The following is a 21,547-nucleotide window of genomic DNA, read 5'->3' on the forward strand; positions in this document are numbered from 1 at the left end:
ATTAAGGCGGGGTTTTTCTTTGCGCAGGTTTCGGGTCGAACGCCACGCCAGAGAGTGCAACAACACCTTATGGAAACGCAAAAACACCTTTCTCCAAGGGCTTGGGCTGAACTTCTGCTGCTGGGCCTGATCTGGGGCGCATCATTTATCTCGATCCGCGTCGCGCTGGACACGATTCCGGTAATGACCTCGGTCCTGCACCGGGTCTTCTGGGCAATGCTGGCGCTTTGGCTGGTTGTCTGGGTCAAACGCCTTAACGTTCCACGCAGCCCCAGAATCTGGGGCGCGTTCCTGGTTATGGGACTTTTGAACAATGCCGTCCCGTTTTCCCTTATGGCCTGGGGGCAGTTGTACATCGAGACAGGCCTGACCTCGATCCTGAATGCCGCCACAGCGGTGTTCGGCGTGTTGATAGCAGCCATCTTTTTCAAGGACGAGCGCCTGACACCCGCACGCGGAATCGGAGTGGGTTTGGGTTTTCTGGGCGTGGCCATGGCAATCGGCCTGCAGAATTTCACCACGTTCAACCTGCAAAGCGCCGCACAACTCGCGATTCTGGCGGGCACCGTGTCCTACGCTCTGGCCAGCGCCTGGGCCCGAGCCAATTTGACGGGCCTGTCCCCGATTGTTGCCGCAGCCGGTATGCTGACCGCCTCGACCCTTTTGATGCTGCCGATCACTTTGATGATCGACGGCATCTCGTCCCTGAACCTGCCAGCGATCACCTGGGCAGCGATCGCATACTATGCCCTGTTCGCGACCGCGGGCGCGTATCTTTTGTACTACCGCGTTTTGGCGATGGCCGGGGCTGGCAACCTGATGCTGGTCACGCTCATCATCCCGCCCGTGGCGATCATCCTAGGTGCCGTCTTGCGCAATGAAGCCCTGCCACCACAAGCCTTCTTGGGATTTGCAGTACTTGCCATAGGGCTGGTGATCCTCAACCGCGCCCGACCACGTGATTGACGCCGCCCCCTGCCCGTTTTAGCTAGGTCACAAAAAGGGACAGCGGACGATGATCTACAGCTCGGCAAAAGACTGGCGCGATGCAGCGCGAAAAAAGGTGCTGTTTTTCGGCATGTCGGGGCTGGGCAAAACCTACGTGTCCAATGTGTTGCGCGAATCCGGCGATTGGTTCCACTATTCGATCGATTATCGCATCGGCACCCGTTACATGGGCGAGTACATCATCGACAACGCCAAGGCAGAGGCGATGAAAGTCCCGTTCCTGCGCGAATTGCTGCTGACGGATTCGATCTATATCGGGTCAAACATCTCATTCGAAAACCTGACACCGGTCGCCGCTTATCTGGGCAAACCCGGCAACCCGGATCTAGGTGGCCTGGACCTGACCGAGTATCGCCGCAGGCAGGAACAGTTTCGCCAGGCTGAAATCCATGCCCTGCTGGATACCCAGTATTTCATCGACCGGGCAGAACGTCTGTATCAGTACCCGAACTTTATGTGTGATACCGGTGGATCGATCTGTGAATGGGTCGACCCCAACGACCCTGCTGATCACGTTCTTTCCGAATTGTCTCGCCAGACCCTGATGATCTGGATCAAGGGGGATGACGAACACACCGCAGAACTGATCCGGCGCTTTGACAAGGCTCCAAAGCCGATGTCCTACCAACCCGAATTTTTGACCCGCGTCTGGGAGGAATACCTGGCCGAACACGATTGCGCCGCAGACGCGGTCGACCCGGATGCTTTCATCCGATGGACCTATGCGCGGGCGCTGGCGCATCGCCAACCCCGCTATGAAGCAATGGCTGAAAACTGGGGCGTGACCGTCACCGCCGAAGACATGCACAAGGTCCGGGACGCCGCTGATTTCGATGAGTTGATCGAACGCACCCTTGAGACGCGGACAAACCGCGCTTAATTACCGCCTCTACACTGAAACTCCAAAGGCTTGCACCTGATGCCGATCAAGATTCCTTCCGACCTTCCTGCATATGACGTTCTCACCAAAGAGGGCGTCATGGTCATGGCTGAGGATCAGGCGATGCGTCAGGACATCCGGCCTTTGCGGATCGGCCTGCTGAATCTGATGCCAAAAAAGATTCAGACCGAAAACCAGTTCGCACGCCTGATCGGAGCGACTCCGCTGCAGATTGACCTGTCTTTGATCCGCATGACCGAGCATCGCACTAAGAACACAGCTGCCGATCACATGGCCGAGTTCTATCAGCCTTTCCAGGATGTGAAGGATCAGAAATTCGACGGTCTGATCATCACCGGTGCGCCCATCGAGCATCTGGAATTCGATGACGTCACCTATTGGGACGAGATGACCGAAGTGTTCGAGTGGACCCAGACTAACGTTCATTCCACATTCGGCGTCTGCTGGGGTGGGATGGCGATGATCAACCATTTCCACGGCGTCCAAAAACACATGCTGGATGCAAAGGCGTTCGGGTGTTTCCGCCATCAGAATCAGGTCCCGGCGTCTCCGTTTTTGCGCGGGTTTTCTGACGATTGTGTGATTCCGGTCAGCCGCTGGACAGAGATGAAACAGGATGAGATCGACGCAGCTGATGGTCTGACCACATTGCTGGGCAGTGATGAAGTCGGCCCCTGTCTGGTCGAAGATTCCAAGCATCGCGCGATCTACATCTTCAATCACTTCGAATATGACAGCGATACGTTGAAGCAGGAATATGACCGCGACGTCGCCAATGGGACGCCGATCAATGTTCCGATGAACTACTACCCCGACGACGATCCTTCGCAGCCGCCGCAAAACCGGTGGCGCAGCCATGCGCACCTGCTTTATGGCAACTGGATCAACGAGATCTATCAGTCCACACCGTTCAACATGGATAACATTGGCCGTTAAAGTTCTCATAGCCCTCGGCCTGGTTGTGACGGGTCTGATCGTGCTGACCGCTTGGCGGGCCGCACAAAACGAAGCTGCGGCCGAGGCCAGTTTTCCGCCTGAGGGCGAGATCGTTGTGGTCGACGGCGTCGCAGTACACGCCGAGATCATGGGCGAAGGGCCGGATGTGGTTCTGATTCACGGGTCCAGCGGAAACACCCGCGACATGACATTTGCTCTGGCCCCGATCCTGGCAGAAAACTTCCGGGTGATCGTCTTTGATCGCCCGGGTCTAGGGTATAGCGACAGCTTCAATCCCACCGGGGAAACCATTGAAGAGCAAGCACTGATCCTACAAAAAGCTGCTGCGCAACTGGGCGCGGACAAGCCTATTGTGGCGGGTCAAAGCTATGGTGGGTCTGTGTCTTTGGCTTGGGCTGTGACGCGGCCCGAGAATATTTCGGCCTTGGTGCTCATCGCGCCTGCGGCGATCCCTTGGGAAACGCCTTTGGATGGGTTCAACAAGCTTGCGTCCACGCCAACCGGGAACGCGCTGGCCCTGCCGCTGATCACGGCTTTTGTACCTGAATGGTATGTCGAGCAGGCGCTGGATCGGGTCTTTGCCCCTCAGACTGCACCCGATGGCTATTCGGACCACTTCGGTCCTGGCCTGACCATGCGACGCGCGTCAATGCATGCCAATGCTAAGCAGCGGGCAAACCTGTTGGACGAGGTCCGTGCCCTACAACCCCGCTATGGTGAGATTTCTGTTCCAACCGAGGTTGTCCATGGAACCGCGGACACGACCGTAAGCTTTGGTTGGCACGCAGAACAATTGGTCGAACAGATCCCCAACGCTGAACTGATCGAGCTTCCGGGGATCGGCCATATGCCGCAGGTTGTTGCTGCCCCCGAAGTTGCGGCGGCAATCGAACGCGCGGCTGAACGAGCGGGTTTGCGTTAAACCTGCGGCTAATCCATAGTTGGAACTGGATTTTATCGCGAGGTAGACCATGACCCGTTCCGAAAAAGGTTCCATTGAAAAGTATTTTCGAAAAGAAGCGCCAAAAGAGGTGCGATCAGCCATCGAAAAGGCGGGTAAGGACGACATCCTGAACCCATCTTATCCTTACGACGAACGCATGAAGCGTAAGGACTATGAGCAAGAGATGGAATTGCTGCAGATCGAGCTGGTCAAAATGCAATCCTGGGTCAAAGAGACCGACCACCGCGTGGCAATCATCTTTGAAGGGCGTGACGCAGCAGGAAAAGGCGGTACGATCAAACGCTTTCGCGAAAACCTTAACCCTCGAGGCGCCCGCAATGTGGCACTAAGCAAACCGTCCGATACTGAACGCAGTCAGTGGTATTTCCAACGGTACATTCCACACCTGCCGGCTGCCGGTGAAATCGTGTTTTTCGACCGCAGCTGGTACAATCGCGGTGTAGTGGAAAACGTTTTCGGCTTTTGCGAAACAGATGAGCGTGAAAGGTTTTTCCGACAGGTCCTGCCGCTAGAGACCGGATTGGTGAATGACGGGATCAAGCTGTTCAAGTTTTGGCTCAACGTCGGGCGCGCGGAACAGTTGAACCGTTTTCTGGCACGTGAGACAGACCCGCTAAAGCAATGGAAACTCAGCCCAATTGACGTTGCGGGCCTTAGCAAGTGGGATGAGTACACGCAGTCCATCTCAGAGACTTTGACGCGCAGCCATTCGGATCACTGCCCGTGGACCATTGTTCGCTCGGACGACAAAAAGCGCGCCCGGCTTGCCGCCATTCGAACCGTCCTGCACGCGCTGGACTATGACGAGAAGGACAAGAAGGCGATTGGCAAGAACGATCCTCTGATCTGTGGTGGCCCCGAAATTTGGGAGGCGTGATGACATTTCCGTGCCCCATCCCTGCTGAGCATTGGACGAATGGCGCAGCGTGAATTATCTCTTGGCTCTCCAAGGCTTAAACAAAAAGGGCTCGTGACACAGGCATGACCAAACGCGGGTATCACCACGGCAATCTCAAACAAGCCCTGATCGAGGCCGCGCTGTCGCTGATCGAAGAAAAGGGGCCGACCGGCTTTACCCTGTCCGAGGCTGCAAAAACCGCGGGCGTCACTCCGGCTGCCGTGTATCGCCACTTCCACGGTCGCGAGGATCTGATCGCCGAAGCGGCACGTCAGGGGTTCGAGATGTTCGCGGATCTGATGCAATACGCCTATGACAAGGGCCAGCCCTCGGCACTGGCAGCCTTCGAGGCAACGGGCCGCGCCTATCTGGCCTTTGCCCGAAAACATCCCGGGCACTACATCGCGATGTTCGAAAGCGGTATCTCGGTCAACCGAACGCCGGAACTGTCGCTGGCTGCGAACCGGGCGCGCAATGTGTTGGAAAAAGCCGCTGCGGATCTGTCGCAACATATTCCGCCGGAAAAACGCCCGCCTGCCTCGATGTTCAGCGCACATATCTGGGCCATGAGCCACGGCGTAGTCGAGCTTTATGCGCGAAATACCGGTGCAAGCTCGCCCTTCTCGCCAGAGGACTTGCTAGAGAGTGGAATCGGTATCTATCTGCGCGGGCTTGGCCTGGTCCCGCAGGACGAATGAGCGTTGGTTAAATTATCGGTCTGGGCGACGGCATGCTGAGCCCGGATGTGACGTTAATCAAATCCATTTCGCCCATGCCCTTGATATCGACAGGCCCCAGGTCCGACACCTGAAACTCGTCGATCAGAGCATATTTCATTTCTTCCGGGGCCACGATATTCATTGGGTTTGCAAAGACTTGCAGCCGAGAGGCAATGTTAACCGCCGGTCCAAACACGTCATAAACGTATTTCTGAATACCAACGACCGATCCCACGGCCGCCCCCATACCCAGACCCACGCGCGCCTGCCACTTGTGCGGATGGCTTTCGTTGCGCCGTTCCAGGTACCTCAAGAACCGGACCGCACAATGAGCCACCGCCGTGGCATGATCCGGAGTGGGATCAGGCATCCCTGAGACCGCCAGATAGGCGTCGCCTATGGTCTTGATCCGCTCGCACCCGAACTGTTCAACGATCCGGTCAAAGGCGGTGAATATGTCATTGAGCTCGCTGAGCGTAACCGTCGGATCGGTTTTGGCCGCGAAATCCGTGAAACCAACGAAATCCAGCATCACAACCGAGACCTGATCAAATAGCTGTGGTGTCACGACGCCAAAGGTCTTGAACTCTTCATACACGGCCCGCGGCATCAGGTTCAGCAACAGCCGCTCGACCCGTTCTTTTTCACGTTCCAACTCGCGCGTGTTGCGCTCGACCATGGTCGAGTAGCTGTCGATCATACTCTCCAGTTCGCGAATACGGGTGATGTTCTGGAACTCGACCACCAGCAGCTGTTCGGTAATCCCTTTTGCCAAAGACACCGCAACTGCAAAGATCAGCGTTCGGCGCTTGGGTTTGACCTGTAACTCGACCGAATAGCGCAGTCCTGACTGTTTAACGTCCTCAAGCTCTTTTGCGTCGAGGCCGGGAAAATAGTCCATCAGGGTCTGCTCATCGCTGGGCGCACCAAACCACTCTGCAAAAGGCCCGTTGTGAAACACAAATGTCAAATCCGAGGCACGCACAACCGCAACACCAACGCCTATCGCGCGCAGCAGTTGTTCGTTTATGGCCAGAATGCTCATGCGGCATCCCGTGTGACAATGATTGATCTTTTGGATTCAATGGCATCCAAGGCAACTTTGATATGCGCGTCTTCCATTCCGTGCATTGAAAGCGCTTCGCTGAACAGCGCCGCCATTTCATCAAAATCCTCGTGCGATATGTTCAGATGTCGATGGACCGCCTCAATCCTGTCGTCGCTGAAAGAGGCTGGCCCCCCTACCAGAGATGAGACAAACTTGGTCTGATGGTCGATGAGGCGCGGCATGTCTATGTCTTCGAAATGGCCGCCGATCTGTTCCGAGTCCAAGGCCATTTCATAGAATGTCATCACGACCCGACTGATCGTTTTGAACCCGCCATACCGTTCGTAAATCGTTTGCCCCACACCGAAACCCAAGCGTTACCCAGCACTAACGTCACAAGGTTATATCATATTGACAGTTTTGTTAACGCTTATGACGGAATCGCGCGCAGTTTCAGACCTGCAGATCCTCAGCGCAGGGGATGAAGCCCACAAATCCACCGCTCTGCAGCAAACGTTTCTGTCCGCCCATACGCCAATACAGTTTGCGCTGAGCGGCCAACAGTTCGCGCCGGATGCGAAACCAAGCCGGCCCCTTGTCCAAACCGCTGTTGATCTTGCGGTCCTGCGACCGTTCGCTGACCTTGACCTCTTCGACCGTGTGATCCTGCTGTTTGGACCAGATCATCTGAACGCCGACGGCAGGGAAACACTGATACATCCGCCAGTTAGGCCGGGGGATCGATATGAAGTCATCCAGATGATCTGAGAAACGTTCAGACCAAGACAATAGCATACGGCACCCTTCATGGGACAGCACATATGCAGCGGCGCTAGGGGCCATTTCCAGCATAGGACGGACGGGCACGCCTGCGATGTTTGTCTCGGACCCAAAACGGAGCAGTCGTGGAGAATAATCCAGCTTAACCATGTCATAGGCCCCGGCATCAGCCAGCAGCGCCGAAATAACTGCACCTGCCTGTGCGGACATTTCGACGTCATCCTCAAAGACCGCCACGGCCTGCAGATTTTGGTCCACAGCCGCCTTCCAAACGGAACGGTGGCTTTCGAAACAGGCGATCTCACTTGTTTTCAGCCCCCACCGGCTGCCGGTTCCGGGGACATAGCCATTAGCGATCAGCGCGTCGGGATCCTGCGCGTCGATCGCGCTGAACCGAGTGGCGCTCGTCAATCCGGAGTGTGCAAACTGCGCCTCCATGAAGGCTCGGCGTGCCGGGACCCGATCCAGGTTGATGTAACAAGCACCGGTATCTGCTGGCAATTCGTAACGTCCCAAAGCGTTTCCTTTCAAGCGGCCTCGCCAGATACACACCGCCGATGCTTGCGATCAACCCCGCGCATGATCGACGGGTATTTGCGATTTCCTATCCAACTGTAGGTCTGCCGTCTAAGTTGAGAAGGCAATTCAAAAACGGGAATCATGTAATGACATCTCATGGCTATGCCAGTGGTCGCCTAAACCTACCATTCGTGGGGATTTCGACGTTCGGAAAATCGCCGTATGTCGAGGATTGGGACCAAATCGACGCCGATGTGGCCATCATGGGTGCGCCATTTGATTTCGGCACTCAATGGCGTTCCGGTGCCCGGTTTGGACCTCGTGCCGTGCGCGAAGCGTCGACCCTATTCAGTTTTGGACATGCAGGGGCCTATGACCACGAAGATGACGCCACTTACCTGGATGCCTCCGTTCGGATGGTCGACATAGGCGACGCAGATATCATCCACACCAAGACCGACGAAAGCCACGCAAACATCCAGTTCGGTGTCGAAAAGATGCTGAGCGCGGGCGCCCTGCCCATCACAATCGGCGGAGACCACTCGGTCAACATCCCTTGCATAAACGCCTTCCAGGAGGACTGTAAAAAGAGCGGGCCAATCCACATCGTCCAAATTGACGCACACCTGGATTTCGTGGACGAACGGCACGGTGTAACTGCCGGGCATGGGAACCCAATGCGGCGCGCGATCGAGAAATCTTATGTTTCCGGCATGACCCAATTGGGCATTCGAAACGTATCTTCGACCGCCAAAGAAGGCTACGAAGACGCCCGGGCCCGAGGATCAGACATCCTGTCTGTGCGGCAAGTGCGCAAGCTTGGTACCGAAGGGGTATTGGATCGCATACCAGAAAGCGCGCGATACTATGTGACTATTGATATAGATGCATTTTGCCCCTCCATTGCGTCTGGCACCGGAACCCCTAGCCACGGCGGTTTTCTTTACTATGACGTGCTGGAAATCTTGCAGGGGTTGGCAAAACGCGGAGACGTGGTCGGCATTGATCTCGTTGAAGTGGCGCCGAATTACGACCCGACAGAAAGTACCCAGATTCTGGCCGCTCAAGTGCTACTGAATTTTATCGGGTTCATCTTCCACGAGCGTGGCAAGAAGAGCTGAACGCCCTTCTTGCCGGATCTATTACGCGCTAATCGTGTTGTGTTCTGGCCCGTACGGGAAGCCGGTGATATTCTCAGCGCCGGTTTCCTCGACCACCAGAATGTCATGCTCGCGATATCCGCCGGCGCCCTTTTGACCTTCCGGAATCCACAGCATTGGTTCGATCGAAACGACCATACCGGGTTCCAGAACAGTGTCGATGTCCTCGCGCAGTTCCAAACCTGCCTCACGGCCATAGTAATGACTGAGGATACCAAAGGAGTGCCCGTAGCCGAACGATCGGTATTGCAGCAGGCCCTCGTCGGCAAAGAACCGGTTGATTTCTTCACAGATGCCAGAGCAGGTCGCGCCGGGTTTGATCAGGCTCAAACCCAGCTCATGTGCTGCAACGTTGGCCTTCCAGATGCGCAGGCTGTCCGCATCAGGCTCGCCCAGGAACAGGGTGCGTTCCAGTGCGGTGTAATAGCCCGAGATCATCGGGAAAGTGTTCAGAGAAAGGATATCGCCTTTCTCCAGCGCGCGTTTGGTGACGGGGTTGTGCGCTCCATCGGTGTTCAGGCCGGATTGGAACCAAACCCAGGTGTCCCGGTATTCTGCGTCCGGATAGGCACGCGCGATTTCCGCCTCCATCGCGTCACGACCGGCCATTGCAATCTCGATCTCGGTTGCTCCTTCGCGGATGGCTGCGTGAATGGCCGCGCCACCCACATCCGCCGTACGCGCGCCGCCCTTGATCAGCTCGATCTCTTCAGCGGATTTCACCATACGCGCGGCCATCGTATCTGGTGCGATATCTATCAGTTCCGGCACACCCAGAATGTCCAGCGCGGTGTCACGCATGGCAAGCGTCATGTGATCACCTTCAATACCGATCCGGCCCACCGAACCAATCAGGCTCGCCACTGCGCGCCAGTAATTGTTCCGCTTCCAGTCGGTATAGATCACGTTCTCTTCAACCGAACGCCGCCACGGCTGCCCCGCGTCGATATTGGCGGACACGGTCGTACAGGCATCCTGTGTCACGACACACCCATACGGGCGGCCAAACGAACAATACAGAAAACCCGAATAATACGCGATGTTGTGCATCGACGTCAGAAGCACAACGGGGATATCACGCGCTGCCATCGTCGCACGCAAACTGGCCAGACGGCGGGCATATTCCGCCTTACTGAATGGCAGCGGGGCTTTGTCGCCATTGTGGCTGATGAAAAACTCGGGGCGATTTTGCAAATCAGTCATTTGGTCTCTCCTCAATGCCGGACAGGCATCGCCCGGCCACAAGTCCCGGCGTTCAGGACAAGCGGCCTCGGGAACCGAGAGCCATGCCCCCCGCTTTGCGTCACGACGCCATCGTGACCGAGGTGCATGATAAAATCGCTAAATCAGCTTTCGAGTCGCGTCAAGCCGGGCTGAGACCCCGCAAACGTTCCGACCGACGACGCAACAACTCGACGGTTGTCAGCAAGGCAATCGAGATCACGACAAGGATGGTCGCAACCGCAAGAATTGTCGGGCTGATCTGCTCGCGCAAGCCGGTGAACATCTGCCACGGCAGTGTTTTCTGACTGGCTGAGCCAACGAACAACACCACGACAACCTCGTCGAAAGACGTGATGAAGGCGAACAGCCCGCCTGATATCACACCGGGCAGGATCAGCGGCATCTGGATCTTGAAGAATGTCCGGACCGGACCGGCCCCCATGTTTGCGGCGGCCCGCGTCAGCGATTGATCGAAGCCGACCAGAGTGGCCGTCACGGTAATGATCACGAAGGGGATACCCAGCACTGCATGCGCAAGGATGACCTTGATATAGCCGACAAAGTTCTTATCCATCCCCAGCGTGCCTTCAAGAAAACGCCCGATGTCGCTGTAAAAGAAGAACATTCCGGTGGCTGAGATAATTAGGGGTACGATCATTGGCGAGATCAAGATGCCCATGATGGCCCGACGCCCCGGAACGTGGGACTGGCTGAGCCCGATCGCAGCGAGGGTACCCAGTGTCACGGAGATGACGGTCGCAATCGGAGCGATTATCAGCGAATTTTTGAAGCTGCGTTGCCATTCATTGTTGGTGAAGAAATCACGATAGTGCTTCAGCGAATACCCCTCAGGGTCCAGCCGCAACATCTCCGGCGTGAAGGTGAAAAAGTCCTGGGCGTTGAAGGACAGCGGCAGAACCACAAGGATAGGGGTGATCAGGAACACGAAAATCGCCCCGCAGATCACCCGGAAGGTATAGTGCCAGAGGACCTGACCACCAGTCATGTAGGGCAGCAGCTTTTGACGGTACCGCCCCTCGTAAAGCCAAAAGATGAAGAAGGCAAAGAACCACCCCACCAAAAGCCCGACGATCAGCCCCGTCATTCCGGCAAAGAAAAAGCCGATCGCGCCAATGCCCAGTATTGTGATCCAGCGCGCGATCCGCTCGTTGTCGAGAATTGTGATGTAGAGCCAGGCAAGCCCTGCCATCAGAGCACCGCCGATCAGAATGCCAAGCAGGACGTTGCCCTGCCCGGCACCGACGAACATGCCGACAAAGCCTCCTGCGATGGCGACAGCTGGTAGGACCACTGACAACGGTTTGCGGGATATAGGAGTAAGTGCAGCCATGTTTTTATCCCAGCTTGACGTTATCAATGCCCACGATCTTGTCGTAGCACCAGTAGAGAAGCAGAACGACCGCAAGCAGGATCGTCCCCAGCGCCGCAGCCAGTCCCCAGTTAAGCGAGGACGAGATGTGGTACGCAATCCGGTTCGAGATGAAGACGCCCTTGGTGCCGCCGACGATCTCGGGTGTGATGTAGTAGCCAATCGCCAGAATGAACACGAGGATCGACCCTGCCCCGATACCTGGTATCGATTGCGGGAAGTAAATCCGCCAGAAAGTCGTCCAGTTCGTGGCCCCCATAGATTTGGCAGCGCGCGTGTAAGACGGCGGGATCGTCTGCATCACCGAATACATCGGCAGGATCATGAACGGCAGCAGGATATGCGTCATTGCAATGATCGTGCCGATTTGGTTGTTGATGATCACAAGCCGCGCGTCATCTGCCACAAGCCCCAGCCAAACCAGTGTGTCATTGATCACCCCCTGTTGTTGCAGCATCACTTTCCACGCCGACGTCCGCACCAGCAAGGATGTCCAGAATGGCAACAAAACCAATATCATAAGCATGTTAGAAACACGCATCGGTAAGTTCGCCAGCAGATAAGAGATCGGATAGGCCAGCAATATGCATGACCCGGTAATGACCAGAGACATGAACAACGTCCGACCGAACAGCTTGATCAAAATCTGCTTATCTTCGGGTTGAGCCTCCGCCCCTTCAGGGGTACGGCGCATGTCGACAGCGTTCAGGAAATAACCGTTGGTGATGGCGGGCGAATGGGTCTTGATGACGGCCCATGTCTTTGGGTCGCCCCAGCCATCATGAATCTCGATCAACTGGTCTTTGAACGGCCCGTCGGTTTCAGGGTCAAGTTTGCCGACCTTACGACCCGAGCGGCGGAACATCGAAGACATTCCGGTTTCTTCGTAGTTCAGACGCGAGCCCAAGCGGGTGTGGGTCTTGTTATCAACTGCAACCACCATGTCGCGAACAAAGGCATCAAACACAGCCTCATCCGGCAGTTCACCGCTGTTTTCATCCCAGCTTTGCAACGCCTCGACTGTCAGGGGCAGAATCTCTTGCACGATGCCGTTTTCCACCGACCGAAATAGCATTGAGGCAATCGGTATGATGAAGGAAAACATAACGAACAGGAGCAACGGTGCTATCAGCATAAGGGCTCGTAGCTTTTGTCGTCGCAGCGACCGCGCCAGAGATTGCTTGAGCGGCGTTCCATCAGCGGCCAGCATTGGACCGGTGTTTTGGTGGGTGGCGTCAGTCATCAGTGCCCCTTGGGTACTCTTTGGGTCGGGGGCGATGAGCCGCCCCCGACAGTCTCATGAGAGCAAACGCTTATTGCGCGAGCCAGGCCTGGAACTTGGCGTCGATATCGTCGCGGTAGTCTGCCCAGAACTCATAGTTATACAGGAACGTGTTCTTGGCGTTTTCCGGGTCGGTCGGCATATGCGGTGCCATGTCGATACCCAGTTCAGCGTGCTGACCGACCAACGGGGCCGAGGACGCACGTGCAGGACCATACGAAATCCACTTTGCCTGATCGGCCAGGCGCTGTGTGTCGGTCGCGAACATGATGTAGTCCAGCGCGCGTTTCTGACGTTCTTCGCTCAGACCTGCGGGAATGATCCAGCCATCAAGATCGAAGACCTGTGCATCCCACAGCATAGCAACGGGCTGCTTCTGCTCTTCGATCACACTGAACAGTCGACCATTGTAGGTCGAGCCCATGATGACCTCGCCATCTGCCAAAAGCTGAGGCGTGTCGGCACCGGCAGACCACCAGACGACGCTGTCCTTGATGGTGTCGAGCTTGGCCAAGGCCTGATCCTGACCTTCCGGTGTGGCCAGAACATCATAGACGTCATCTTTTGCAACGCCGTCGCACAGCAGAGCCCATTCCATGTTGTTGATCGGACGCTTTTCCAGCGAGCGTTTGCCCGGGTAAGCTTCTAGATCGAACACGGCGCAAACATCGGTCGGCGGCGTGTCACCAACCAGATCGGTACGATAGCCGAACGTGGTTGAATAGACGATTTGCGGGATAAAGCAGTCGCTAACCAGCAGGTCGCCGAAATCATCAGCTGCGGATGTCCCATCGGGTGCCGGGGCCAACATGGTGTCCGGGTCGATCTCCATCGCTAGACCTTCGTCGCATAGACGGATGGCGTCCGCAGCAACCACATCCACAACATCCCAGGTGATGTTGCCCGCTTCGTTCATCGCTCGCAGCTTGGCAACCGCTTCGGCCGAGCTGTCATCGTTCAGGATGGTAACGCCTGTCTTTTCCGAATAGGGCTCGTGATACGCTTTGAGCTGCGACTTGGAATAAGCTCCGCCCCACGAGACGATCGTCATCTCTTCGGCCATTGCGCCACCGGCAATAGCGGCAACCGCACTTGCCAAAAGAGTGGTTTTAGTAACTTTCATTGTTAACTCCCTGTTATACCCGTTAATTTTAACTTTGAAGACCGGGTCACGGGGCAACCCGATCATCTGATTGTCCCACGTGCCCGGGCGGACGACGCGGGTCGTTTCTCGGTCTCAGGCGTCGAGCGCGCGACAGTCCTGCGCCAACCAGCCGATTTCGACTTCCTGCCCCGGTGAAAGCCTGACCGCATCCGGAGCATTTCGTGTCTTGATGATAAAGTCGTCGTTACCCGCAACCGACAGACGGAAACGGAATACGTCGCCCATGTAAATGAACTCTTTCACGGTCGCCTTCAGTGTGTGCGCATCCGCATGCAGGCGGTCCTTATTGAACTCGACCCGCTCAGGCCGGATCGACACTTTGGTCCGCTCACCAGCCGAATGCACATTGACTGGCTTGGCGTCAATTTCGGATCCATCGTCCAGAGCCACAACACAGGTGTCACCGTCAATAGATTTAACCACACCCTCCAACGTGTTGTTTTCACCGATAAACTGCGCGACAAAGCTGTTTTCCGGCTCTTCGTACAGCAAATCCGGTGGCGCAAGCTGCTGAATGCGTCCGTCATCGAATACCGCCACCCGATCCGACATCGTCAGTGCTTCGGTCTGGTCATGCGTCACGTATACGGTCGTGATCCCCAAATCGTGCGCCAGGCGCGTGATCTCAAACTGCATATGTTCCCGCAGTTGCTTGTCGAGCGCGCCCAGAGGTTCGTCCATGAGAACCAGCTCGGGTTCGAAAACAAGCGCACGTGCCAGCGCGATCCGCTGCTGCTGACCGCCCGACAACTGCGCCGGTCGGCGACTGCCAAAGGCCCCCATCTGAACCATGTCCAGCGCGCGCCTGACTTTTTCTTCCCGCTCGTCCTTACCGATTTTCCGCACTTCCAGAGGGAAGGACAGGTTTTCGGCCACCGTCATGTGCGGAAACAAGGCGTAGTTCTGAAAAACCATGCCGATGCCACGTTTATGCGGTGGGATGTTGTTGATTGGACGTCCGTCCAACATGATTTCGCCATGAGTGGCCGTTTCAAACCCTGCCAGCATCATCAGGCAAGTCGTTTTACCCGACCCCGAAGGCCCAAGCATTGTAAGAAACTCACCCTTCGGCAAGGAAAGGTTGAGGTCTTTTACAACGAGGATCTCACCATCATATGATTTCTGGACATGCTGAAACTCGACGAACGCTGCGTCATCTGACATTTACCGAATTGTCTCCCCTGTGCGGTCCTTGCCTGCCCGGTTCATCCGGATCTCAAGGACCTGTCCGCCCCATTTAAGGACATGCGGGGCGCAGCACGCAACCAAAATATGTCACTCGTGTAACGATTGAGTATGCCAATGCGTAAATCTCAGTCACAGTTCAACTTGCGCATGTGCCACGCAAGGCTTTGATTGCTGGTCAAGACAGGTTTTTGCAACCGTTCTTCAATCTCATCAATAATATCAAAAGTTCTTAAATTGGTGCAGCTTATGAAAACAGCTTCAACCGATTTTTCCCGTCCAAGCTTCGTCGCTGCATCGATCAGGGACTGCCGGGATATCCTGGCAACCCTGGCCTCTTCAGCTTCGCCGAATGTGCCAAAAACATCCATCAAAATACCGTTTCGCGCAAAGGCCTCGCGGATGGGATCGTTCACTTCTTCAATGTATGGAGACAATAGGGCGAACTTTCCGACACCGAGGTCGTGCGCGCAGGCTGCCGCCGCCCGCAATGGGTTCGTGACAATCGCAACATCGCAGGTTTTCTGCACCATTCTCTCGACCTGCTCTGACCCAATGACCGAACTGGCAGAAGTGCAACCATACCCAACGACCCGGAAAGGCCGGGTTTTGGGCAGTAGGTCGGCAGCAACCGGAAGCGCAGTTTCCATTTCCGCCAAAGTGTTGGTCGTCACCTCTTTGCCGCTGGGAATTCTGGACACGTAAATCGGGCAAGTCCGGTCCGAAAAATACGCGGAGAACTCGGGTTCTAGCGTTTCGTCGGTCTGCAAAACGATCAGCCCCATCGGGGATGCGGTCAGGTCGTCGGCATCAATTGAATAAGCCAGGCGCGTCATATCTCGGGCAACTCCTGACATGCCCGAGGGCTGATATAGCGAGGTGCCCCATCGGTGATGACAATGTTTTCTTCGTGAACAAGTATCTTTCCACCAACAGCAATCCCTGGTTCGAGGGTCAGAACCATACCGGGTTTCAGCACCGTGTGATCGGTTGGAATCAAAGATGGCCATTCGGTAAGCGACATACCCAAACCATGCCCCAACCGCCCTGCTCCGGTATCGGCATCGTGGCGCGAAAGGACCGAGTTCATTGCCTGAAACAGGTCTGCGGCAGTCGCACCCGGACGGGCGATGTCAAATGCGGCGTCCGAGGCCTCAATGAGTGCAGAATAAGCGCTGCGAACCTGTGCACTGGTCGGGCCGATCGACCAGTTGCGGTCGTAGTCGCTGAAATATCCGTCCCAGACCAAACCGGTGTCCAGCATCAGAACGTCACCTTGCTGCAACAGCGTATCGGCTGCCGGAGAAATCACGTCCGTGTACCCGCCCTGTTCCGCGCCGCCGGCCAGATAAGGCACCCAGTCCGCGCCTTCCTCGAGACACAACATCTGGAACCGGCGAAAAACTGTATCCAGCCCAACACCCACACCAGCAATTTCGGGAACGCGATGAAATGCGCGCCCGGCAATGGAACAGGCCGTTTCGATTTTGGCGATTTCTGCGGGAGACTTGACCATTCTAAGCGCCCGCACGATTCCCTCATCACTGCACAGATCGCGCTTACCGACCGCTTCCTGCAATTGCCGAAAATCCGCCAACGGCATTCTCACATGCGTTTCATGTCCGTCGGGCAACCCAATTCTGGCGCCAGTTGGAGTGACCTCGCGAAGGGTATCGGCCAAAAGGTTGACGCCATCATCTGTCAGGTCCGGAGCGGCCCAAGTTCGGATGTCGTCTATCCAGGTTTCTGCCATAAGCGCGGCCCCGATCGACGGGATCACTGCGATTGGCTTGCCACTGGCGGGTACGATCAAAAACCACGGGCGCGTCGGGCTTTCCCAGAAACGGGTCAAGTAGCCGGTGAAATATCGGATTTCGGGTTCCGTGGTCAGCAACAACGCTGACGGGCCGGCGTCGCGCATCATATTCTGCGCGCGTTCCATGCGCATCGCAAATTCTGACGCGTCAAACCCCCTCATTCAGGGACCTCGGAGAGAATACACAAAACCCGCGCATCCGGGCCAATTCCCAAAGCGGAGCGCACATCGGCATTCATAACGGCGGCAACGCCTGCCGCTCCGGACGCCGTTGTGGCAATGCCCGCGTTCGCCATAGCCGGCAACGCACGCGCAACCTCGTCATCTCTCAGCGTCAGGAAGCGGTCCGCATCGCGCGCCAACCCGTTCAACGCGATCAACGATGGTTCCTTGCAGTCCAAACGCCCCATAATGCTGTCGGGACCATCCGCAAAGACGCAAGCGCCTGCATCGATACTCGCCTGCAGCGCGGGTGCTGAGTCGGGCTCAACCACGATGATCTGAGGTTCATCCCCCCAGACTTTGCGCGCATAAGCAGCCACTGCTCCGGCCATACCGCCGACACCGGCCTGCAGCATGATATGTGTTGGAGTTTCCGGACATTGCTCGGCAGCTTCGGCGGCCATCTTCAGATAGCCTTCCATCAACGTATGCGGCAGTTCATAGTAGCCGTCCCATGAACTGTCAGACAGCAAGGTCCATCCATTTTCCTGTCCAGCCTGGCTAGCCGCATCCATGCTGGCGGCGTAATCCGCGCCGCTTCGCACAACTTCAGCACATTGCGCCCGAAGGCGATCAGCAAAACTCTCCGGAACAGATTCCGCAATGTAGACGACGGCTTTTGCGCCGAACTTCTTTGAGCCCGCCGCGACGCTCAAGCCGTGGTTGCCCGCACTGGCGGTCACGTATGTACGACCGGACAGAGTGGTGTCATTCGGTGCCACGGCCAAATCTGCGGCGTGACGTGCGATAACATAAGCCGCGCCCAACGCCTTGAACGACCCCAGCCCCATCCGACCACGTTCATCCTTGACCCACAGGTCAGCTACCTCAGCCAGTCCGTCGACCTGCACCAAAGGGGTTTCGTCAGAGGGCAAACAACGCGCCATCAACTCCGATGCTCTTGCGACATTGATTGAAGGACACGGAGCGCAGTCGATCAGCTTGGGACCGCCGCGATAGGGGTTGGATGAGATTTTCAATTTGGGGTCTTCCCTGTGATGCCCATTGACGTGAACGTATTCGTCAAGTTCTGTCAACAGAACTCGCCCCAGACAGGAACCCATAATGCCCCATGCTGATCCGGCCTTTAGCCGCGCCGAGTACGACCGCAGATTGGCCAAGACGCGCGCTGCCATGTCTGCCGCAGGACTCGACGCGATGTTTGTCGAGGATCCGTCGAACATGGCGTGGCTGACCGGTTATGAAGGCTGGTCGTTCTATGTGCACCAAGGGGTTCTGATCCTGCACGATGCCGACCCGATCTGGTGGGGGCGAAATCAAGATGCCAACGGGGCACGCAGAACGGTTTGGATGTCGGACGAGCGCATCCATTGCTATGCGGACGAATATGTACAATCGACGGTTCGCCACCCGATGCAGGACCTCGCCACACTGATTGCAGAATTAGGTTTGGCAAAAGGCCGTATCGGCGTTGAACTGGACAATTATTACTATTCAGCCAAGGCGCATCTGACGCTGCTAGCGGAACTCCCAGAGGCGGAGTTGATCGATGCAAACGCGCTGGTGAATTGGCAGCGCACAGTAAAATCCGACGAAGAAATCGCCCTGATGCGAAAGGCCGCTCGGATTTCCGAACATGTGATCGATGGTGTTCTGGACCGCATAGAACCGGGCATGCGCAAGAATGACATTGTCGCGCAAATCTACCATGATGCGATCACCGGGGTTGGTAGCGATTGGGGCGATTACGCGGCCATCGTTCCCCTGCTCCCGTCCGGTGCTGACGCTGCCGCCCCACATATGACATGGGATGGAGCGCCGTTCAAATCGGGTGAATGCACGTTTTTTGAGCTGTCCGGCTGCTATCGCCGGTATCACACACCGTTCTGCCGCTCCGTGTTTCTGGGTGATCCGCCCGAACATCTGTTGCGGGCCGAAGCTGCTTTGGTCGAGGGGCTGGAGGCCGGTCTGGACGCCGCTCGCGCCGGAAATCAGGCACGCGATATTGCGTTAGCGCTGGCTGCACCACTGGAGCGGGCCGGTATCGAACGCGGCGCGCGGTGCGGGTATCCGGTTGGCCTCAGCTATCCACCGGACTGGGGTGAACGCACGATTTCCCTACGCCCCGAGGATGAGACTGTATTGGAGCCCGGCATGACCTTTCACTTTATGCCCGGCCTCTGGATGGACGATTGGGGTCTTGAAATCACCGAGTCGATCCTGATCACTGAAACCGGGCCTGCCGAGTGTTTCTGCAATCGCCCCAGAAAGCTGTTCGTTAAGCCATGAGCGTACAAAGATCCAAAGAATTGCTCGCCAACCTAATCGCCTTTGAAACAGTGTCGGCGGACTCGAACCTGGACATGATCGTTTATCTGACCCAACGGTTGGAAACGCTGGGTGCGCGCTGTATCGAGACCCGTGATGAAACCGGCGCAAAGGCCAATGTGTTTGCCACGTTAGGGCCCGACATGCCGGGCGGCATCCTTTTGTCCGGCCATACGGATGTGGTTCCGGTGGCCGATCAGGACTGGACCTCCGATCCCTTTCAGATGACCGAGCGCGACGGCAAGCTCTACGGTCGCGGCACTTGCGACATGAAGGGTTTTGTCGCTGCTGCTCTGGCCTTTGGCGAAACGTTAGACACCAGCAAACTAACCCAACCGCTACACTTTGCCTTTACCTATGACGAAGAAGTCGGCTGTCTTGGCGCGCAAACCCTCGTCAATGATCTGTCCGAGCGTGGCATAGTTCCAGACATCGCCATCATCGGCGAACCGACAGAAATGCGGGTGATCGAGGGTCACAAAGGTTGCTTTGAGTACACGACGCGGTTCACTGGTTTGGAGGGGCACAGCTCGGCCCCCGATGACGGCGTGAATGCTGCGGAGTACGCTGCGCGCTATATCGGAAAACTGTTGGAGCTGCGCCATATTCTCAAGTCGCGCGCCCCAGCCGAAAGCAGGTTCGAACCGCCCTGGACAACAGTCAATATCGGACGAATCTCAGGCGGCGTTGCGCACAATGTCATCGCAAGTAAGGCAGAGGTCGCGTGGGAGATGCGCCCCGTGCAGGCCAGCGATGCGGATCTCGTCAAAAGTACGCTCGACCACTACGTCGAGCATTCTCTATTGCCCGCGATGCAGGCAGTTCACAACGAGGCAAGCATCACGCAAGAAGCCGTCGCCAAGGTCGAAGGCCTTGAAACCATGGAGGACAACGAGGCCCGTGATCTGGTTGCAGAACTGACGGGCGCAAATGGAACCGGTGTTGTCGCCTTTGCCACCGAAGCTGGGCTTTTCCAAAAACTGGGCGTCCACGCGATAGTGTGCGGACCGGGCTCAATTGCACAGGCGCACAAGGCCGACGAATTTCTAGAAATCGAACAGTTGGAGTTGTGTTGCCGAATGCTGAACCGGTTGGGACGCCGCCTGATGGGCTAAGTGGTCCCGTGCGAGCGGTCGTACTTTGATCGATCCGGTTGCACATGAGCGGCGCGTGCGTCTTTGCCGGGGTCATAGACCTCCATCAACAGCGGATAGCAGGCCGCTACGTCCGAGGAGTGCTCCGAAGAACAATCCCCGCCCGGACAAGCCGAAAGCCCGACAATTAGGTCAATCTCGGCGTAGAACTCAAGGTAATCGCCGGGCCGAACCGGGCTGGCCTTCATGAAGTACTGGCCGGTGTCTCGGGTGAAACCGGTGCACATGAATACGTTCAGCACATCATGCACCAGCATTTCAGCCTCTTGCAGCGGCAAGTCGCAGTGATCTGCCAATGCGCGCGTCAGGTTCGAATGGCAACAGTGGTGATAGTCATCCCCAGAGAGCAGACGCCCCGTATACGGATCACACCGCGTCCCGATCACGTCATGGACCGAACCACCATAGGCATCAAACCCATACCAATCCAACGTATCTGCAACGATAGTTGCCATGGGCCGCATGTTGGGAAAGCTCGACCACATTCGGTCACCGGTCGACAGATGCGTGCCATGCAAAGCCCGGGTTTTGCCAGAGTAAAACCGCTCAGTCAGGTCATGTTTGTTCCAAATGTTCAGGTCACCGACCTGCGGGCCATCCACCGAAACCACTCGGATAAAAGCACCAGCCGGAACCTCGATACACGCCGCGTCGCGGGGCGCCGCAGTGGCTTCCGCAGATTTGGTCGCCCCCTCGCGAAGCTTTTGCAAAGCGGCCAGATCGGGCTGCTTCAGTGTGTCCGGCGGATAGCAGATAACCGGCGTGATCGCTTTGCGTTCCGAAGCGTCTTGCGGCGGCGGGAAGTTTGGTTTTGCAAGTTTCATAAGCGCCTCCCTTCCCGCCCTATAGCCCTGCTTTTGCGCATC

21 protein-coding genes are annotated in these 21,547 nt (G+C 56.6%); 9 read left to right on the forward strand and 12 right to left on the reverse strand.

All coding sequences use genetic code 11. The annotated features are described in order from the left end of the window. The first annotated feature begins 69 nt into the window (after positions 1-69). The 6 genes from GOV53_RS02330 to GOV53_RS02355 all read left to right on the forward strand — a co-directional run bounded on the left by GOV53_RS02330 (position 70) and on the right by GOV53_RS02355 (position 5,426). Positions 70-966, forward strand: a complete 897-nt coding sequence (locus tag GOV53_RS02330; RefSeq protein WP_170463989.1) for a DMT family transporter — start codon at positions 70-72, stop codon at positions 964-966. 49 nt (positions 967-1,015) lie between these two features. Further along, complete coding sequence (locus tag GOV53_RS02335; protein ID WP_170463991.1) at positions 1,016-1,888, forward strand: ATPase; 873 nt, start codon at positions 1,016-1,018, stop codon at positions 1,886-1,888. A 39-nt stretch (positions 1,889-1,927) separates the two neighbouring features. After that, positions 1,928-2,845, forward strand: coding sequence for a homoserine O-acetyltransferase MetA (metA, locus tag GOV53_RS02340; RefSeq protein WP_170463993.1), 918 nt, complete (start codon positions 1,928-1,930; stop codon positions 2,843-2,845). Beyond that, positions 2,835-3,788 carry an alpha/beta fold hydrolase gene (locus tag GOV53_RS02345; protein ID WP_254439145.1) on the forward strand — a complete coding sequence of 318 codons (954 nt, stop codon included), beginning with the start codon at positions 2,835-2,837 and terminating at the stop codon, positions 3,786-3,788. The genes metA and GOV53_RS02345 overlap by 11 nt, the downstream gene beginning before the upstream one ends. A 49-nt stretch (positions 3,789-3,837) precedes the next feature. Continuing rightward, positions 3,838-4,707 carry a polyphosphate kinase 2 gene (gene ppk2 / locus GOV53_RS02350; protein ID WP_170463997.1) on the forward strand — a complete coding sequence of 290 codons (870 nt, stop codon included), beginning with the start codon at positions 3,838-3,840 and terminating at the stop codon, positions 4,705-4,707. Positions 4,708-4,811: 104 nt separating this feature from the next. Beyond that, a complete protein-coding gene (locus GOV53_RS02355; RefSeq protein ID WP_170425417.1) occupies positions 4,812-5,426 on the forward strand; it encodes a TetR/AcrR family transcriptional regulator in 615 nt (204 codons plus the stop codon). A 7-nt stretch (positions 5,427-5,433) separates the two neighbouring features. On the opposite strand, the gene GOV53_RS02360 is transcribed toward GOV53_RS02355, so the two are convergent. The 3 genes from GOV53_RS02360 to GOV53_RS02370 all read right to left on the reverse strand — a co-directional run bounded on the left by GOV53_RS02360 (position 5,434) and on the right by GOV53_RS02370 (position 7,806). Next, positions 5,434-6,492, reverse strand: coding sequence for an adenylate/guanylate cyclase domain-containing protein (locus GOV53_RS02360; RefSeq protein ID WP_170425420.1), 1,059 nt, complete (start codon positions 6,490-6,492; stop codon positions 5,434-5,436). Then, positions 6,489-6,857 carry a group I truncated hemoglobin gene (locus tag GOV53_RS02365; RefSeq protein ID WP_170425423.1) on the reverse strand — a complete coding sequence of 123 codons (369 nt, stop codon included), beginning with the start codon at positions 6,855-6,857 and terminating at the stop codon, positions 6,489-6,491. The genes GOV53_RS02360 and GOV53_RS02365 overlap by 4 nt, the downstream gene beginning before the upstream one ends. 91 nt (positions 6,858-6,948) lie before the next feature. After that, entirely contained in the window at positions 6,949-7,806 is an 858-nt protein-coding gene (locus GOV53_RS02370) for a glycosyltransferase family 25 protein (RefSeq protein WP_170463999.1), read from the reverse strand. Between the two features lie 134 nt (positions 7,807-7,940). On the opposite strand from GOV53_RS02370, the gene speB reads away from it, so the two are divergent. Continuing rightward, the gene (gene speB / locus GOV53_RS02375) at positions 7,941-8,915 is read left to right on the forward strand and encodes an agmatinase (RefSeq protein ID WP_170464001.1); all 975 of its coding nucleotides are present in this window, start codon (positions 7,941-7,943) and stop codon (positions 8,913-8,915) included. 21 nt (positions 8,916-8,936) lie between these two features. On the opposite strand, the gene GOV53_RS02380 is transcribed toward speB, so the two are convergent. From GOV53_RS02380 to GOV53_RS02415, 8 genes are all read right to left on the reverse strand, one after another. Next, complete coding sequence (locus tag GOV53_RS02380; protein ID WP_170464003.1) at positions 8,937-10,157, reverse strand: aminopeptidase P family protein; 1,221 nt, start codon at positions 10,155-10,157, stop codon at positions 8,937-8,939. A gap of 160 nt (positions 10,158-10,317) precedes the next feature. After that, entirely contained in the window at positions 10,318-11,529 is a 1,212-nt protein-coding gene (locus GOV53_RS02385) for an ABC transporter permease (protein ID WP_170464005.1), read from the reverse strand. 4 nt (positions 11,530-11,533) lie between these two features. Further along, positions 11,534-12,811, reverse strand: coding sequence for an ABC transporter permease (locus GOV53_RS02390; protein ID WP_170464007.1), 1,278 nt, complete (start codon positions 12,809-12,811; stop codon positions 11,534-11,536). Between the two features lie 70 nt (positions 12,812-12,881). Further along, positions 12,882-13,973: an extracellular solute-binding protein gene (locus tag GOV53_RS02395; protein ID WP_170464009.1), complete on the reverse strand. Its 1,092-nt coding sequence runs from the start codon at positions 13,971-13,973 to the stop codon at positions 12,882-12,884. 114 nt (positions 13,974-14,087) lie between these two features. Continuing rightward, entirely contained in the window at positions 14,088-15,179 is a 1,092-nt protein-coding gene (locus GOV53_RS02400; protein ID WP_170464011.1) for an ABC transporter ATP-binding protein, read from the reverse strand. Positions 15,180-15,328: 149 nt separating this feature from the next. Beyond that, positions 15,329-15,733, reverse strand: coding sequence for a hypothetical protein (locus tag GOV53_RS21580; RefSeq protein ID WP_437436784.1), 405 nt, complete (start codon positions 15,731-15,733; stop codon positions 15,329-15,331). 299 nt (positions 15,734-16,032) lie between these two features. Beyond that, on the reverse strand, positions 16,033-17,178 hold the full coding sequence (locus GOV53_RS02410) for a M24 family metallopeptidase (protein ID WP_170464016.1): 1,146 nt from the start codon (positions 17,176-17,178) through the stop codon (positions 16,033-16,035). Further along, complete coding sequence (locus GOV53_RS02415) at positions 17,175-18,218, reverse strand: pyridoxal-phosphate dependent enzyme (protein ID WP_170464524.1); 1,044 nt, start codon at positions 18,216-18,218, stop codon at positions 17,175-17,177. Before GOV53_RS02415 ends, GOV53_RS02410 begins: the two co-directional genes overlap by 4 nt. 85 nt (positions 18,219-18,303) lie before the next feature. On the opposite strand from GOV53_RS02415, the gene GOV53_RS02420 reads away from it, so the two are divergent. Continuing rightward, positions 18,304-19,488 carry a M24 family metallopeptidase gene (locus tag GOV53_RS02420; RefSeq protein ID WP_170464018.1) on the forward strand — a complete coding sequence of 395 codons (1,185 nt, stop codon included), beginning with the start codon at positions 18,304-18,306 and terminating at the stop codon, positions 19,486-19,488. After that, positions 19,485-20,642 carry an acetylornithine deacetylase gene (gene argE, locus GOV53_RS02425; protein ID WP_170464020.1) on the forward strand — a complete coding sequence of 386 codons (1,158 nt, stop codon included), beginning with the start codon at positions 19,485-19,487 and terminating at the stop codon, positions 20,640-20,642. The genes GOV53_RS02420 and argE overlap by 4 nt, the downstream gene beginning before the upstream one ends. On the opposite strand, the gene GOV53_RS02430 is transcribed toward argE, so the two are convergent. After that, positions 20,639-21,505, reverse strand: coding sequence for an urea carboxylase-associated family protein (locus GOV53_RS02430; protein ID WP_170464022.1), 867 nt, complete (start codon positions 21,503-21,505; stop codon positions 20,639-20,641). The two genes, argE and GOV53_RS02430, sit on opposite strands and share 4 nt — an antisense overlap. Positions 21,506-21,547: the final 42 nt, after the last annotated feature.

Origin of the sequence: Ruegeria arenilitoris (genome assembly GCF_013035315.1) — a bacterium.
GTDB classification, from domain to species: Bacteria; Pseudomonadota; Alphaproteobacteria; order Rhodobacterales; family Rhodobacteraceae; genus Ruegeria; species Ruegeria arenilitoris_D.

Coding starts and splice junctions, on each gene's coding strand:
- GOV53_RS02360 (WP_170425420.1), bottom strand. CDS start 6,492: ATGAGCATTCTGGCCATAAACGAACAACTGCTGCGCGCGATAGGCGTT.
- GOV53_RS02420 (WP_170464018.1), top strand. CDS start 18,304: ATGCCCCATGCTGATCCGGCCTTTAGCCGCGCCGAGTACGACCGCAGA.
- GOV53_RS02430 (WP_170464022.1), bottom strand. CDS start 21,505: ATGAAACTTGCAAAACCAAACTTCCCGCCGCCGCAAGACGCTTCGGAA.
- argE (WP_170464020.1), top strand. CDS start 19,485: ATGAGCGTACAAAGATCCAAAGAATTGCTCGCCAACCTAATCGCCTTT.
- GOV53_RS02330 (WP_170463989.1), top strand. CDS start 70: ATGGAAACGCAAAAACACCTTTCTCCAAGGGCTTGGGCTGAACTTCTG.
- metA (WP_170463993.1), top strand. CDS start 1,928: ATGCCGATCAAGATTCCTTCCGACCTTCCTGCATATGACGTTCTCACC.
- GOV53_RS02390 (WP_170464007.1), bottom strand. CDS start 12,811: ATGACTGACGCCACCCACCAAAACACCGGTCCAATGCTGGCCGCTGAT.
- GOV53_RS02400 (WP_170464011.1), bottom strand. CDS start 15,179: ATGTCAGATGACGCAGCGTTCGTCGAGTTTCAGCATGTCCAGAAATCA.
- GOV53_RS02410 (WP_170464016.1), bottom strand. CDS start 17,178: ATGAGGGGGTTTGACGCGTCAGAATTTGCGATGCGCATGGAACGCGCG.
- GOV53_RS21580 (WP_437436784.1), bottom strand. CDS start 15,733: ATGGTGCAGAAAACCTGCGATGTTGCGATTGTCACGAACCCATTGCGG.
- GOV53_RS02380 (WP_170464003.1), bottom strand. CDS start 10,157: ATGACTGATTTGCAAAATCGCCCCGAGTTTTTCATCAGCCACAATGGC.
- ppk2 (WP_170463997.1), top strand. CDS start 3,838: ATGACCCGTTCCGAAAAAGGTTCCATTGAAAAGTATTTTCGAAAAGAA.
- speB (WP_170464001.1), top strand. CDS start 7,941: ATGACATCTCATGGCTATGCCAGTGGTCGCCTAAACCTACCATTCGTG.
- GOV53_RS02385 (WP_170464005.1), bottom strand. CDS start 11,529: ATGGCTGCACTTACTCCTATATCCCGCAAACCGTTGTCAGTGGTCCTA.
- GOV53_RS02395 (WP_170464009.1), bottom strand. CDS start 13,973: ATGAAAGTTACTAAAACCACTCTTTTGGCAAGTGCGGTTGCCGCTATT.
- GOV53_RS02335 (WP_170463991.1), top strand. CDS start 1,016: ATGATCTACAGCTCGGCAAAAGACTGGCGCGATGCAGCGCGAAAAAAG.
- GOV53_RS02355 (WP_170425417.1), top strand. CDS start 4,812: ATGACCAAACGCGGGTATCACCACGGCAATCTCAAACAAGCCCTGATC.